We start from the raw sequence: 13,800 nt of genomic DNA, 5'->3' as shown, positions 1-13,800 counted from the left end.
CCACCGCTTCGACCTGTCGCACCTGACCGAGCTGTCCCGGGTCGCCCTGCACGGCGCCGGCCTCGGTACGGCGTTCCAGTCCGGGCCGACGTCACCGCACGCCTTCGCCTATGAATTGCCGGGCCAGCTGACGAACCCGGAGGCCTACGAAACGCTTCCGGCGGAATTGGTCGGCAATTCCCGCGAATTGCTCGTCCGCACCCGCCTCACGCCCGCATTGGTGAAATGGGCGCTCAACGATTCCGGCCTGACGGTGAATGTCGATGAATTCACCCCGTGGCTGATCAACCGGCAGGAAGAGACCGGCCGGAACCTGCTCGACCGCGACGGTATCCGCAAGGCCGCCGTCGATTTCCAGTACGCCTGAATCTTCCTACTCATTCCCTTGGAGTTCACCAAATGTCCACCGCCACCGTTTCCGGCGTCTGCCCCGAGTGTGAGACCGACCTGACCGTTCCGGCCCTCGTCACCGGCGAGACCTTCTCCTGCCCCGAGTGCATGCTGACGCTGCGCGTCGAGGGCATCGACGACGGCCAGCTGCGGCTGTCGATGGTCGAGGTGCAGTTGCGCGACTGGGGTCAGTGAGATGCCGACCAAGTCCATCGCGATCGTCGCGGACCGGATCGCCTGGGAGGAGCGGCAGCTGATCCAGGCCGGGCCCGAGCTGGGCCTGGCCGTCGAGTGGGTCAACGACGAGTCGCTCTGCCTGGGCAATCCGGATGCCTCGGCGCTGGCCGGCTTCGACGCTGTACTGCTGCGCAGCCGGAGCTACACCCGGGGCGGCCTGATCGCCACCCTGGCCGAGGAGTCCGGCACCCGGGTGATCAACTCGGCGCACGCCATCAACCTGTGTGAGAACAAGGCGGTCCTCCGAACCGCGCTGCGAGCGGCCGGGATCCCGGTCCCGGAGTTCCGGATGGTGTTCTCCCGCTCAGACTTCGCCAAGGCGCTCACCGCGTTCGAGCTGCCCGTCGTACTCAAGCCCGTGTACGGCGGGATGGGCAAGCGGGTCACGCTGATCCGCGACGCCGATCTCGCCAACTCCGTCTACGACTACGTCGAGGATCTGGGTCACGCGTTCGAGCAGGCCTGCCTGGTCGAACCGTTCCTGGCCGGCGGCGCCTCGGTGCGCTGCCTGGTCGTCGGCACCGAACTGGTCGGCGTCGCCGAGTTCAGCACCGGTGGCGAGGACTGGCGCAACAACGCCGCCCTCGGCAACACCAGTCACGCGGCGGCAGACGACCCGTACGTCGCCAAGATCGTCAGCGGCGTCCTGGACGTCCTCAGCCCCGGCATCTACGGCGTCGATCTGTTCCGTACGCCGAAGGGCTATGTGGTCAACGAGGTCAACCACGCACCGGGCTTCCGGGGTGTGGCCACCGCGACCGGGGTCAACGTAGCCGTGGCCATCGGCAACTATCTCGAGGAGGCCCTCTCATGACACGGCGCATGATCCGGGCCGGAATCGTCGGCGCCTCCGGGCTGGCCGGCGGCGACCTGATCCGCCTGATCGTCCAGCATCCCGAGCTGGAGCTCACGTTCCTCGGCGGCTCGTCCAACCTCGGCCGCCGCCCGGCCGAGTTGCACCCCGGCCTCCGGATGGACCTCGGCCTCACAGTCGAAGCCGTCACCGAGGACGTGGCGGACAAAGTCGACGTACTGTTCCTGGCCACTCCCGCGCCGGTCTCGGCAGACCTGGCAAATCTGCTGGCCGACAAGGGCCCCACGATCATCGACCTCAGCGGCGCCTTCCGGATCCGCACCCCAGAGCTCCACGATCGCTGGTACCCGAAGGTCAACCGCAGCACCGAGCTCGCCGACCGTTTCGTGTACGGCGTTCCCGAGCTCATCGCCGACCAGCTTCCGCAAGCGAGCCTGATCTCGCTCCCCGGCTGCTATGCCACGTCCATCACCCTGGCCCTCGCCCCGCTCACTCTCGAACTCGGCCTGGACCTGAAGACGGTCGTGATCGACGGCAAGAGCGGTTCCAGCGGTGGTGGTCTGTCGATGCGCAAGACAGACCTGCACCCACTCCGCAACGGCGCCATCGCCCCGTACTCCCCCACCGGCCACCGCCATGCCGGTGAGGTTCGGGACTTCTTCGAGCGCGCCAAGCCCGGAACCATCGGTTCGCTGTCGATGTCGGCGTACGGCGTCTCGCACGTCCGCGGGCTGATGACGAGCAGCTACGTCTTCACCGACGCCGAGGTGAACCAGCGCGACCTGCACCGGGCGTACACCCGCTTCTACAAGGGCAAGCAGTTCGTCCGGGTACGGCGGCACAACGAAACGCTGATCCCAGTCCCGGATCCCCAAGCCGTGCTGGGTTCCAACTACTGCGACGTGACCGTCCTGTACGACGAAGAGGCCAAGCGGATCGTGGCTCTCGCAGCGCTGGACAACCTGGTCAAGGGCGCTGCCGGTCAAGCGATCCAGGCCGCCAACCTGCGGTTCGAACTGCCCGAGGAGTCGGGCCTGACCATGCAGCCGGTGATGCCCGCATGAACGAGATTCCGACTGTCATCAAGCTCGGCGGGAGCGTTCTCGACGACCTCGCAGGCGACTGGTGGAACGACTTGGCCGTGCACGCGGCCGAGCACCCCGTCGTACTGGTGCATGGCTGGTCGAAGCCGCTCAAGCAGCTCAGCTCGCGCTACAGCGATCCCTCCGCGATCCTGCGGGACCGCTACGGCAACCAGAGCCGCTGGACCACCACCGAGGTGATCGAGGACATCAAGACGGTCAGCACGGTGATGGCCGACGACGTCGCCACCCGGCTCGAGTACCGCGGCATCACGCTCGAGCGGAAGCTCGGCAGCGACGGTCTCGTGTACGCCGGACCTGGCGAGCGCTGGTGGTGGCAGGGCAAGCAACTGGTGGAGCTGGAGAACCTGGTCGGCCCGATCACGAAGGTCGACCCGACCGTCCTCAAGAACCTTCGGCCCGGCCACGTCTACCTGGTGACTCCCCTGGCCAGGAACAACGAAGGACAAGAGGTCAACACCGATGCCGACCGCGCGGCTGCGGCGATCGCGGGTGCCATCGGGGCCACCAACCTCGTCCTGGTCACCGATGTCGAGCACCTGCTGATCGATGACCAGCCGGTCTCCCGGATCGATGCCGACGCGGCCGCGGCCTTCCGCGACAAGGGCGCCACCGGCGGGATGCGCAAGAAGCTGCGTGCCGCCGGCGAGGCCCTGGAGCAGGGCGTGGCCGAGGTCGTCATCGGCAGCGCCCCGGTCTCCGACCTACTGGCCGGCCGGACCGGAACCGTGATCACGAGAGCGAAGGAGCAGTGACCGTGGCGCAACCCCGCGTACTGGTCGTCAACAACAAGACCCTGTCGCTTCCCCAACTGCGCAAGCGATTCGAGGACCTCGGTGCCGCGACCGATGTGGTCACCAGTACCGAGGTGCCCGCGAAGCTCGATGGCCGCCACCAGGCGATCGTGCTGAGCGGCACCAAGGTCCGGGCCTACGACACCGAGTACTACAAGCCGCTGATCGACCTCGTCATGACGTCGGACGTCCCGGTCTTCGGGATCTGCGGCGGCATGCAGATCATCGCCGTCTCCCAGGGCGGCGAACTGGCCGAGGGGCCGCAGCGGGTCGGCGGGCACGACGCCGAGGTGGACAAGAGCGAGGCCCTGTTCACCTTCGTGAAGCCGACGGTGACCGTCTTCCACCGGCACACCCTGTACCTGCAGGCGGCCCCGGCCGGCTTCCGGTCGATCGGCCGCTCCGACCACGCGCCCGTCGAGTTCCTGCGCTCCGACGACGGCCGGATCTTCGGATCCCAGGCCCACCTGGAGTTCCGCGACGACGGCCGCGAGATCCTCCGCGGTTTCGCCCAAACCTTCCTCTAAAACTCAAAGGACATGGCATGACTGAGCACGACAAGCCCGCCCTCACCGTGCACCTGAACGGTGCCGGAGGCAACATCAAGGGCTGGGTGGTCATCGACTCCCTGTACGACGGCCTGGCGATGGGCGGCACCCGGATGACCACGGGCGTCACCGAGGAAGAGGTGGCCGGCCTGGCTCGCGACATGACTCACAAGTTCACCCTGGCCGGGCTGCCGATCGGCGGCGCGAAGGCTGGGATCGTCTCCGACGGCACCGACCGGGAGACGACGTTCAAGACCTTCGGCCGGACCGTGAAACCCTTGCTGCACGGGGGAATCCACCTCGGCATCGACATGGGCGTCACCCCGGCCGACCGGGCGATCTTCTTCGAGGAGGCGAAGTACGACCCGCGCTACCGCCTCGGCGCCCCGGACATGCCGATCGACTGGCGGACGTACTACGAGCCGCTGATCGACTGCACCGGCCACGGTGTCGGCGTCGCCGCGGTCACCGCGTTGGAGGCCAGCGGTCGCAAGCAAGCGCGAGTCGTCGTCCAGGGCTTCGGCGCGGTCGGCCGTGCGGTTGCGCAGTTCCTGGAGGCCCGCGGTCACGTGGTCGTCGGCGTCGCCGATATCGACGGCACGATCAGCGCCGACCGGCTGCCGGTCGACGCTCTGATCGCGATCACCGACGAGTTCGGCCGCATCGACCGGACGAAGCTGCCGGACGGCGTGACCCAGTCCGACGGTTCGGACGCGTGGCTCGATGTCGACGCGGACCTGCTCATCCTCGCGGCACAGAAGCGTGCACTGAATGACGAGAACGTGCACCGGCTCCGCGCCGAACTCGTTGTCGAGGGCGCCAATATCGCCTCCACGCCGGTCGCGCAGGAGAAGGCTCGCGCGGCGGGCGCCGTACTGGTGCCAGGCGTGATCGCCAACATCGGTGGCGCCGGCTCGGCGGCGCTGGCCGTCACCCGCGTGGTCCCGTTCGACCTGGAGGCCGAGGCTCGCAAGGCGTGGGTCTTCGACTGGATCGGCAACCGCGTCAAGCTGAACACCGAGGCCCTGCTGGAGATTGCCAAGGCCGGCGCGGGCGACCCGCTGCCCGAGCTCCTCGCCGTACGACGTGCGGAGCGCGGGCGATGACAGCGGAGTACCGGCGTCGCGGCTGGTGGCGGGACGACACCTTTCTCGACGACCTGCGCAAGCAGGCCCGGGAACGGCCCCGCAAACTGGCCATCGCCGGACGCCGGCTCGACGAGGCGCACACCGACACGCTCGACTACTCGGAGCTGTCCACGCTGACGGATCGATTCGCGGGAGCCCTTCTCCAGCTGGGGATTGAGCGCGGCGACAGCGTCGCCGTACAGCTGCCGAACCGGTGGGAGATCGTGCCGCTGATGTTCGCCACGATGGCGGTCGGCGCGGTGATCGTCCCGATCGCTCCCGAGTGCCTGGACGACGAACTGCACCACCGCCTCGCGCTGACCGAGGCGAAGGTGTTCATCACCCTGCCGGAGATCGCCGCCGACCTCCGCAAGGTGCAGGACGAACTGCCGGTCAAGGACCTGATCGAGATCGACAGCCAGGAGTTCCATGACCACTTCATCGGCACCCGCTGGGAGGAGACGACTGACCTGACGGGTCGTCAGCTCCAACCGGACGAGCCGTTCGTCGTGCTGTTCACCTCCGGTACGACGGGTTTCTCCAAGGGCGTCGTCCACAGTCAGAACACCGTGCACTCCGGCGTACGGGGTTATGTGGACGCGTTCATGCTCAGTGACGACCTGGTCGTCGCGAACACCACGCCGCTGGTGCACTACTCGGGCTTCGGTCAGGGCGTGCTCGCCAGCGTGTTGCTCGGCGGGACGGTCGCCTTCCAGGACGGTCCCGACAAGGCTGGCCTGCTGGACCTCGTGGAGCGCTATCGCGCCACGCTTCTGTACGGTCCCCCTCCAACCCTCAGCGGTGTTGCACGGGTCCAGCAGGCCGATCCCCACGACGTCTCCAGCCTGCAGCACACGGTCACCGGCGCGGCGCCGGTGCTCCAGGAGTTGGTCGACGAGATGCGATCGACGTTCGGGTCCCGGACCTACTCGGTCTGGGGGATGTCGGAGTTCGGGCCGATCACGATCAGCCGGCTCGACTACGACCGCGACTGGGCTGCCCGCAGTCACGGCCGGCCGATCGACGCGATGGAGATTCGGATCGACCTCTGCGACGACCCTTCGAAGCGTGCTCCGGTCGGACGGCTGCGAGTCCGGGGTGCGTCCCAGGCACTCGGGTACTTCAAGCAGCAGGACGTCTTCGATGCCGAGGTGAACGAGGACGGCTGGTTCGACACCGGTGACGTGGCGCGCGAGGACGGGCGCGGCGGGATCCGGATCCTCGGCCGGGCGCGCGACACGATCGTTCGCGACGGAATCGTCGTACCGATCGCTGAACTGGAAGCCGTCATCTCCCAGCACCCCAAGGTCACCGAGGCCGCGCTCGTCGGTACGACGGGTCAGGTCGACGACCCGATCCTGGCGGTGGCCGTTGCCCACGGCAACACTCGGCCGACCCTCCAGGAGATCCAGGCTCACCTTCGGAGTGCCGGTCAGGACGAGCGGTTCTACCCCGAGCGGCTCGAGGTAGTCGACGTGCTGCCGAAGACGCTGACCGGCAAGGTCCGCAAGGTCGAACTACGAAAGCTGTACGCGTGATCACGATGTCGGCCACGCTGGCCGCCGACGAGGAGTTCGAACGTCGGCGGCTGGCCGGGGAGCGCGTGTTGTTCCTGGCCACCGGTGAGATCGGGCTGCCCGTTCTGCCGGAGCTGCGCGAGCACCTGATCGCTGCGGCCGATCGCAACGCTTATGGACCGGTGGCCGGTTCGGCTGAGGTGAGGTTGGCTGCTGCGGGCTACTGGAACCGCCGCGGTCTGCCCACCGATCCGGGTGACGTGGTCTGTGGTCCGGGTACGAAGCCACTGCTGTTCGCGCTGATGATGGCGGTCGGCGGCGATGTCGTCGTACCGGTTCCGACCTGGGTGAGCTATGCCGCGCAGGCTCAGCTGGGCGGTCTGAAGTCCATCGCGGTCCGCACGCGCCCCGGCGAGGGCGGCGTACCGGATCCGGCCGAGCTTCGGGTCCAGGTGCTCAAAGCACGAGCAGCTGGGGGCAATCCGCGCAGTGTCGTGGTGACGCTGCCGGACAACCCGACCGGCACGATCGCCACGCCGGAGACGGTCCGCGAACTCGCCGAGGTGGCGCGCGAACTCGACCTGGTGATCATCTCCGACGAGATCTACTGCGACCTCGCCTACGCCCCGGCCGTCTCACCTGCGGTCTATGCACCGGAGCGAACAGTCGTCACCACCGGCCTGACCAAGAACCTGGCCGTCGGCGGCTGGCGGCTCGGCATTGCCCGACTGCCAACCGCCGAACTCCGCACGCGGCTCATCAGCATCGCGAGCCAGATCTGGTCGAGTACGGCGGCTCCCGTCCAGGCGGCGGCTGCGTACGCCTTGGCCGAACCGCCCGAGGTGGTCAAGCGAGTCGCCGCGTCACGCCGGTTGCACGAACGCGTCGTACGGCGAGTGGCCGAGGTCTTCACCTCAATCGGCGCCGAGCTCGCGCCGGTTCAAGCCACCTGCTACCTCTACCCCGACTTCGAGCCTCTGCAGCTCGGCATCAACGGCACTGAACTCACCGAGCTACTCAGCACCAAGTACGGCGTCGCCCTGCTACCCGGCACGGCCTTCGGCGAACCCCAGCACTCACTGAGGATTCGGGCCGCCACCAGCCGCCTGTACGGCGAAACCGACGCGGAACGCCTCGCCGCACTCCACGCGCCGGACCCCCTCACCCTGCCCTGGATCAAGGCATCCATCGACCGCCTGACCGAAGTCATGGCCGAACTAACCAAGGAGAGCAATGTCCACCGTCATCTTCGAAGTTGAGTACCGCGGGCAGCGCTACGCGGGCGTGGGGCTGCCGACCGATGCGCCGGTCACCCTGTTCCCGGTCGCCGAGGACCAGCTGCGGAACGCCGTACTGGCCGGTGGCGGCACGCAGGCGCTCCTCGACTCGCTGACGTCCGGGACCGACACGGTCACGGTCGCGGCCGACGACCCCGAGCTGCGTTTCCTGCCGCCGCTGCTGCCGGCCTCGAACAACTCGCTCGTCACCGGGTTCATGGGCACGCATCGCTCCAAGTTCCCGGCGCCGCCGGCTCCGGACGAGGAGTTCAAGGCGCCGAACTGGCTGATCAAGGGCTTCGGGTCCTGGCTCGAGACCAACGGCGGGCCGCTGACCGTGCCGTTCACCTCGCAGGAACTGCTCGAGGAGCCGGAGGTCGGACTGGTCTTCGTCAACGACGAGGACGGCAACCCGCACTACGCGGGATACACGTTCGGCAACGACCTGAACGACATCGGGCTGCACCTGCAGAACCCGTGGGGCTGGACGCCGTACGCGAAGCTCTGCGACACCTCGCTCACGCCGTGGCTATTCCTCGGTGAGCCACCGACCACGGTCACCGGGCAGATCATCATCGAGCGCGAGGGTGAGGTGGCCTGGAAGGGCGACTTCTCGGCCGGCGCGGACTCGATCTTCCAGCGCGTCCCGGACATGGTCGACAACCTCTTCGGGTACGCCGGGATGCGGCGACCGGGGTTGGTCAACTACCTGCTGCTCGGGTCGGACAAGGCCAGCTGGCACGCCGGCTACCGGATCGCCGACGGTGACCGGATCATCTTCGACATCGCCAGCCATGGCGTCGTCCTCGCGAACGACGTCGTGTACGCCGGTCAGGCGGTGACGACGGCCTCGGCCGAGTTCGGGGTCTGGGGGGCGCCCTCTGCCTGAGCCTCCCGGACCGCCACCAGGTACTCGGTGATGGCGGCGCGGTTGCGCTCGAGGAAGCGGATGCGCTCGGCCATCCGGTCCCGTTCGCCTTCGAGGAGCGCGATCGTCTCCTCGGTGGGGGCGGAGATCCGGATGGCGCGCGGGGTGTCCATACACGGCAGGACCTCCCGGATCACCCGGGTCGGCAGTCCGGCGTCCAGCAGGCCGCGGATCTGGATCACCTTGTCCACACAGGACTCGGCGTAGTCCCGGTATCCGTTCGCGGACCGCTGGGAGCCGATCAGCCCCTGCTCCTCGTAGTACCGCAGCAACCGCCGGGACGTCCCGGTCCTGTCCGCCAAGGTTCCGATCCGCATGTGGCGCACCTCACTTTCGACGACCTTGACCTGCACATCAATGAGAAGGTTTGAGTATATCTCCCATGGCTGCTTCCCAGACTGAGATCTCGACACCGCCCATCGGAGGCGGGAACAAACTGCCCTGGTCACCCTTGCTGGCGCTGAGCACCGCAGCGTTCGTCGGCATCCTGACCGAGGCCCTACCCGCCGGCGTGCTGCCGGAGATGGCTCGCGACCTGTCGGTCAGCGAGTCCGCCGCCGGTCAGTCACTGACGATTTATGCTATCGCGACGGGCATCGCGGCGATCCCGTTGTCGGTGGCGACCGCCACCTGGAACCGCAAGAAGCTGCTGCTGCTCGCGGTCGCGATGATCGGTATCGCGAACATCGTCACGGCGACCTCCTCCAGCTACGTGCTGACCATGGGCTTCCGCCTGCTGGCCGGTATCGCGGCGGCGGCGGTCTGGGCCGAGCTGGTCGGCTACGCACGCCGCTTGGCGCCGCCGCACCTGCAAGGCCGAGCCATCTCGATCACGATGGCCGGTGTCCCCCTCGCACTGGCGCTCGGCATCCCGGTCGGCACGTTCCTCGGCAACCTCTTCGGCTGGCGACTCACCTTCGGCATCGTGGCCGCGCTCTCGGTCCTGCTGCTCGGCTGGATGGGTCTGTCGGTTCCGTCCACTCCTGGCCAGGCGGTCGGACAGCGCGAGCCGATCTTCCAGGCTCTCAAGCTGCCGGGCGTCGTCGCCGTACTGTTCACGGTCGCGGCCTGGGTGCTGGCGCACAACATCCTCTACACCTACATCTCGACCTTCCTCGACGAGTACCACATGGGCGCCCGGCGTGACGTCGTACTGCTGGTCTTCGGTATCGCATCCGTCATCAGCATCGTGATCACCGGCGCCCTGGTCGACCGCAAGCTGCGCGGTCTCACCATCGGTTCGGCCGCCCTGTTCGTGCTCGCCGCGGCGATGCTCGGACTGGCAGCCAGCAATGACCTCGTGGTGTACGCGGCCATGATCATCTGGGGCCTCAGCTGGGGTGGCGTGACCACGCTGCTGCAGACGGCCGTCACCGACGCAGGTGGCGACCGGGGTCAGGCGCTGCTGGTGACCACGTGGAACTCGTTCATGGCCGGCGGCGGCGCTGTCGGTGGCATCCTGCTCGCGGTCCTCGGCCCGAAATCGTTCCCCTGGGGCGTGCTCGTGCTCGTGGTCCCCGTGCTGCTGGTGGCCATCATCGCCCGCAAGCACGGCTTCCCAAGCCGGCGACCAAACGCAGCCTGATCGCCGAAGAGGCCGTGTCCGTCCTGGGACGGACACGGCCTCACCCAAACGGTCGACTCAGCCTCTGCCGATCCGGTAGCCGACGCCGCGGACCGTGATGATCCACGAACTGGCTCCGAGCTTGGCCCGCAGACTCCGCACGTGGGTGTCGATCGTGCGACTCGAGTCGGCCCAACTTGTCTCCCAGACACTGGCCATCAACTGTTTGCGTGACACTGCCTCATCGGGATGCGAGGCCAGCTTGTGCAACAGCTCGAACTCCTTGCCGGTCAACCGCACCGGCTCACCGCGAACGCGTGCTTCATGCGCTTGAACGTCGAGGCTCAACGAGCCCAGCGTCATCACGCGGCCCGGCTGACGGCACGGCAGCGTCCGCCGCAGGACCGCCTCGATCCGGGCCAGCATCTCCCGCGGGCCGCAACGGACGTCCACGCAGTCGTCCGCACCGGCCTGCAACGCGAGGATCCGGTCGGTCTCCGTCCCACCAGACGAGACCGTGATGATCGGTTTGTCACCAGCAGCCCGAATCGACCGGCACACCTCGAGCCCGTCGATATCGGGCAGATCCAAGTCCAGCAAGACGAAATCAGCACTCCGATGTGCTCGCAACGCCTTGGCACCGGTGTCCACACAGCTGACGGCGTAGCCCTGCCTGCGCAGGTCCTGCCGCCTGTTTTCGATCTCCGCGGAGATCCCTTCGACCACGAGAACGCGCACTGTCCCTTGTGCCACTGCTCACCTCACATGCCTCTCGATACGAGACCTCACCGGCAGCGTCCCCCCAGGACACTCAAATAATAGTGATCTTTTTTTTATCGTCAACGAAAGTTAGTCACCAGGTGGGCACACAGCGCAGACTTGGCCAAGTCGCAGCGGGTTCTGGCTAAATCGCGCTGGCTCCGCCGTCGACCGGGATGGCTCCACCGGTGATGAACGAGGCCTGATCACTGAGCAGCCAGGCGGCAGCGCGCGCCACCTCGATCGGGTCCGCCATCCGCGGCTGGATCTGGCGGGCGACCGATCCCTGCTCGAGCGGCGGGAACGCGCGAATCGCGTTCTCCATCAGCTCGGTCCGAGTGGTGCCGACGATCAGCGCGTTGATCCGGATGCCGAACTGGCCGTACTCGGCCGCCGCTGCCCGGGTCAGACCCAGTACGGCGTGCTTGGCAGCGACGTACGCGGCACCTGCACCGGTAGCGAACTCACCGGCAGTGCTGGAGGTGTTGACCACCGAGCCGCCACCCGCCTCGATCATCACCGGCAGTTGATGCTTGAGGCAGTTCCACGTCCCGCGCACGTTGACGTCCATGGTCCGCTCGAAGTCCGCGTCGTCGGTCTCGTGCACGAGCGTCCCGATGGTCCCCCAGCCGGCGTTGTTGAAGGCGCCGTTCAGCCCGCCGAACGCACTCACCGCGATGGCGACAGCCCGCTCGACCGCGTCGGCGTCGGTGACATCGCCTGGTGCCAACTCGACCCGGCCACCGGTGGCGCGGATCTCGGCGGCGATCTCCTCCAACTTGTCCTTGCGACGAGCCATCAGTACGACGGCCGCCCCCTCGACCGCGAACCACCGGGCGGCCGCGGCGCCGATGCCGCTGGACGCACCGGTGATCATGATCGTCCTGCCACTCAGCGTGCCTACTGCATCACTTACAGCCTCACTACTCACGGCCGATCCCCTTGATCCCGTTGCACTGATCCGACACTCCCAGCGCCGGCATCAGACAGCGCCAGATCTCTTCTACCCGGTCGACCAGGTCTTCGTGAGCGGTCTCGACGTACGAGTGCATCTGCGCGCCGGTACAGGCGTTGACGATCATCCGGGCGATCGACTGGATGTCGACCTCAGGCTTCAGCTCCCCGCTGTCCACCGCGGACTGCAGGTCGGCCGCCATCAGACTGGTCCACTGCTGATGCGAGTTCTCCCCTGCGGGCATGAACCGGTCCTGCTCCCAGACCAGCCGCGCGCCCGCCCGCAGCATCGGACTCTCCGCGAGCTGCTGCGCCCACGTCTTGGTCACGTCGATCGCCCGCTGCAGCCCGTGCGAGGACTCCGGCGGTACGACGAACTCCGGCTGACCGGCCACGATCGCCCGGGCCAGCTCCTCCTTGGAGCGGAAGTGGAAGTAGACCCCACCCAGCGTCACCCCGGCCCGGTCGGCGATCTTCATGACGCTGGCACCGGAGAACCCGTTCTCCGCGAACACCTCGGCGGCGGCCAGCATCACTGCTGCCCTGGTCCGCTCGGCCCGCGCCTGTTTCACCACCCGTTGAGCCATGTGGACACCTCTCCCCTGCAATCTGCCCGGAATCGCTTCACGAAAAGAACAACTTTATTTAATTTATACGTGGACACTGGGCGGAACCACCGTTCCTGTCCTCTACCTGTCGTCCCACAGGGGGGAAACCTGCCATGACCATCAGCCCAGCCGCCATAGCTCCACCGATCCAAACGCTTGTCCGCAAGGACAAATCGGAGGAAGCCCTCGTCACGCAGTGGCGCGAACTCCCCGATCTGGTCCAGGAAGTCGTCGCCACCTGGCCGCAGAGTCACGCCTTCTATACAGAGGGCGACCATTTCACACCTTTGCTGTTCACGGAAAGCCTGCGACAAGCACTCGCTTTACTCAGTCACCGTGTTCATTCGATTCCATTGGGTCACCGACTCGGCTGGGAACAGATCAGCTCCTGGATTCTTCCGACCGCGCTGGACGTCCAGGGCAGCGCGCGGAAGGTCACTCTCCTGGTGAGTCACCCGAGCGTCACGCGACGCCGGATGGGATCGGTCTACCTGGTGTCGCGGATCGACGCGGTCAGCGACGGCCGCCGGATCGGCGGTGCCGAGGTGCGCTACAGCGCGCACCCGCCGGCGATCTACGACCGCCTGCGCGGTCCCTACTCCTCCGCGAAGGACGCCTTCAGCAAAGCCATCGCGCTCACGCCGCCGGTCGACCCCGCGCTGGTGGGTCGCAGCAGCACGCGCAACGTCGTACTGACTCCGCTCGACCAGCCGCTGAGCTGGCAGCTGCGAGTGGACACCACCCACAGCGTTCTCTTCGACCACCCGCACGACCACGTGCCCGGCATGGTCCTGCTCGAGGCCGCCGCTCAAGCAGCACAGGCATCCCTACCGACCCCGGTAGCGACCACCCGTTTCGACACCCAGTTCCTCCGCTACGTCGAGTTCGACCAACCGTGCACAGTCACCGCCGACCCCGCCCCCGACGGCGTAGTCCACGTAACCGTCACCCAATCCGGCACCCCCGTCTTCACCTCCGCCGTAACCACCGAACCCTGGCCCGCCACCTAACCCCATTTCGTGGGCCCGCCCACCGCGTTGCAGGTTGGCCCACCGCATGCAGTTGGCCCACCCACCACGGGATGGGCCATCCCCCCAACCGTTTGATGGGTTACCCCATCCGCTTGTGGGTTCTGGACTCGCATGCGGGTACAGAACCCACAACCTGATGGGTTAACCCA

16 protein-coding genes are annotated in these 13,800 nt (G+C 67.2%); 12 read left to right on the top strand and 4 right to left on the bottom strand.

Annotation, left to right across the window (positions count from 1 at the left end):
- The 10 genes from ACFVWG_RS41365 to ACFVWG_RS41320 all read left to right on the top strand — a co-directional run.
- Positions 1–367: hypothetical protein (locus tag ACFVWG_RS41365; RefSeq protein WP_391549024.1), on the top strand; the 367-nt coding region annotated here is incomplete at its 5' end.
- A 32-nt stretch (positions 368–399) separates the two neighbouring features.
- Positions 400–585: a hypothetical protein gene (locus tag ACFVWG_RS41360; RefSeq protein WP_391549023.1), complete on the top strand. Its 186-nt coding sequence runs from the start codon at positions 400–402 to the stop codon at positions 583–585.
- Position 586: 1 nt separating this feature from the next.
- Positions 587–1,441, top strand: coding sequence for a RimK family alpha-L-glutamate ligase (locus ACFVWG_RS41355; RefSeq protein WP_391549022.1), 855 nt, complete (start codon positions 587–589; stop codon positions 1,439–1,441).
- The gene (argC, locus tag ACFVWG_RS41350) at positions 1,438–2,505 is read left to right on the top strand and encodes an N-acetyl-gamma-glutamyl-phosphate reductase (protein WP_391549020.1); all 1,068 of its coding nucleotides are present in this window, start codon (positions 1,438–1,440) and stop codon (positions 2,503–2,505) included. Before ACFVWG_RS41355 ends, argC begins: the two co-directional genes overlap by 4 nt.
- On the top strand, positions 2,502–3,299 hold the full coding sequence (locus ACFVWG_RS41345; protein WP_391549019.1) for a hypothetical protein: 798 nt from the start codon (positions 2,502–2,504) through the stop codon (positions 3,297–3,299). Before argC ends, ACFVWG_RS41345 begins: the two co-directional genes overlap by 4 nt.
- A gap of 2 nt (positions 3,300–3,301) precedes the next feature.
- Positions 3,302–3,865, top strand: a complete 564-nt coding sequence (locus ACFVWG_RS41340) for a gamma-glutamyl-gamma-aminobutyrate hydrolase family protein (RefSeq protein ID WP_391549018.1) — start codon at positions 3,302–3,304, stop codon at positions 3,863–3,865.
- Between the two features lie 17 nt (positions 3,866–3,882).
- The gene (locus ACFVWG_RS41335; RefSeq protein WP_391549017.1) at positions 3,883–4,992 is read left to right on the top strand and encodes a Glu/Leu/Phe/Val dehydrogenase dimerization domain-containing protein; all 1,110 of its coding nucleotides are present in this window, start codon (positions 3,883–3,885) and stop codon (positions 4,990–4,992) included.
- A complete protein-coding gene (locus ACFVWG_RS41330) occupies positions 4,989–6,551 on the top strand; it encodes an AMP-binding protein (protein WP_391549016.1) in 1,563 nt (520 codons plus the stop codon). Before ACFVWG_RS41335 ends, ACFVWG_RS41330 begins: the two co-directional genes overlap by 4 nt.
- 5 nt (positions 6,552–6,556) lie before the next feature.
- On the top strand, positions 6,557–7,789 hold the full coding sequence (locus ACFVWG_RS41325; RefSeq protein ID WP_391549025.1) for a pyridoxal phosphate-dependent aminotransferase: 1,233 nt from the start codon (positions 6,557–6,559) through the stop codon (positions 7,787–7,789).
- Positions 7,764–8,696, top strand: coding sequence for a hypothetical protein (locus ACFVWG_RS41320; protein ID WP_391549015.1), 933 nt, complete (start codon positions 7,764–7,766; stop codon positions 8,694–8,696). Before ACFVWG_RS41325 ends, ACFVWG_RS41320 begins: the two co-directional genes overlap by 26 nt.
- On the opposite strand, the gene ACFVWG_RS41315 is transcribed toward ACFVWG_RS41320, so the two are convergent.
- Positions 8,639–9,052, bottom strand: coding sequence for a MerR family transcriptional regulator (locus ACFVWG_RS41315; RefSeq protein ID WP_391549014.1), 414 nt, complete (start codon positions 9,050–9,052; stop codon positions 8,639–8,641). The genes ACFVWG_RS41320 and ACFVWG_RS41315 overlap by 58 nt on opposite strands.
- A gap of 65 nt (positions 9,053–9,117) precedes the next feature.
- Between ACFVWG_RS41315 and ACFVWG_RS41310 the strand changes: the two genes are divergently transcribed.
- Positions 9,118–10,320, top strand: coding sequence for an MFS transporter (locus ACFVWG_RS41310; protein WP_391549013.1), 1,203 nt, complete (start codon positions 9,118–9,120; stop codon positions 10,318–10,320).
- 57 nt (positions 10,321–10,377) lie between these two features.
- On the opposite strand, the gene ACFVWG_RS41305 is transcribed toward ACFVWG_RS41310, so the two are convergent.
- The 3 genes from ACFVWG_RS41305 to ACFVWG_RS41295 all read right to left on the bottom strand — a co-directional run bounded on the left by ACFVWG_RS41305 (position 10,378) and on the right by ACFVWG_RS41295 (position 12,599).
- A complete protein-coding gene (locus ACFVWG_RS41305) occupies positions 10,378–11,052 on the bottom strand; it encodes a response regulator transcription factor (protein WP_391549012.1) in 675 nt (224 codons plus the stop codon).
- 151 nt (positions 11,053–11,203) lie between these two features.
- On the bottom strand, positions 11,204–11,935 hold the full coding sequence (locus tag ACFVWG_RS41300; protein WP_391549011.1) for an SDR family NAD(P)-dependent oxidoreductase: 732 nt from the start codon (positions 11,933–11,935) through the stop codon (positions 11,204–11,206).
- A 46-nt stretch (positions 11,936–11,981) separates the two neighbouring features.
- A complete protein-coding gene (locus tag ACFVWG_RS41295; RefSeq protein WP_391549010.1) occupies positions 11,982–12,599 on the bottom strand; it encodes a ScbR family autoregulator-binding transcription factor in 618 nt (205 codons plus the stop codon).
- A gap of 134 nt (positions 12,600–12,733) precedes the next feature.
- On the opposite strand from ACFVWG_RS41295, the gene ACFVWG_RS41290 reads away from it, so the two are divergent.
- Positions 12,734–13,630, top strand: a complete 897-nt coding sequence (locus ACFVWG_RS41290) for a ScbA/BarX family gamma-butyrolactone biosynthesis protein (protein ID WP_391549009.1) — start codon at positions 12,734–12,736, stop codon at positions 13,628–13,630.
- The last annotated feature ends 170 nt before the right edge of the window (positions 13,631–13,800 follow it).

Source organism: Kribbella sp. NPDC058245 (assembly GCF_042882005.1).
Taxonomy (GTDB): domain Bacteria; phylum Actinomycetota; class Actinomycetes; order Propionibacteriales; family Kribbellaceae; genus Kribbella.
This window is presented reverse-complemented; position numbering and strand designations above follow the sequence as displayed.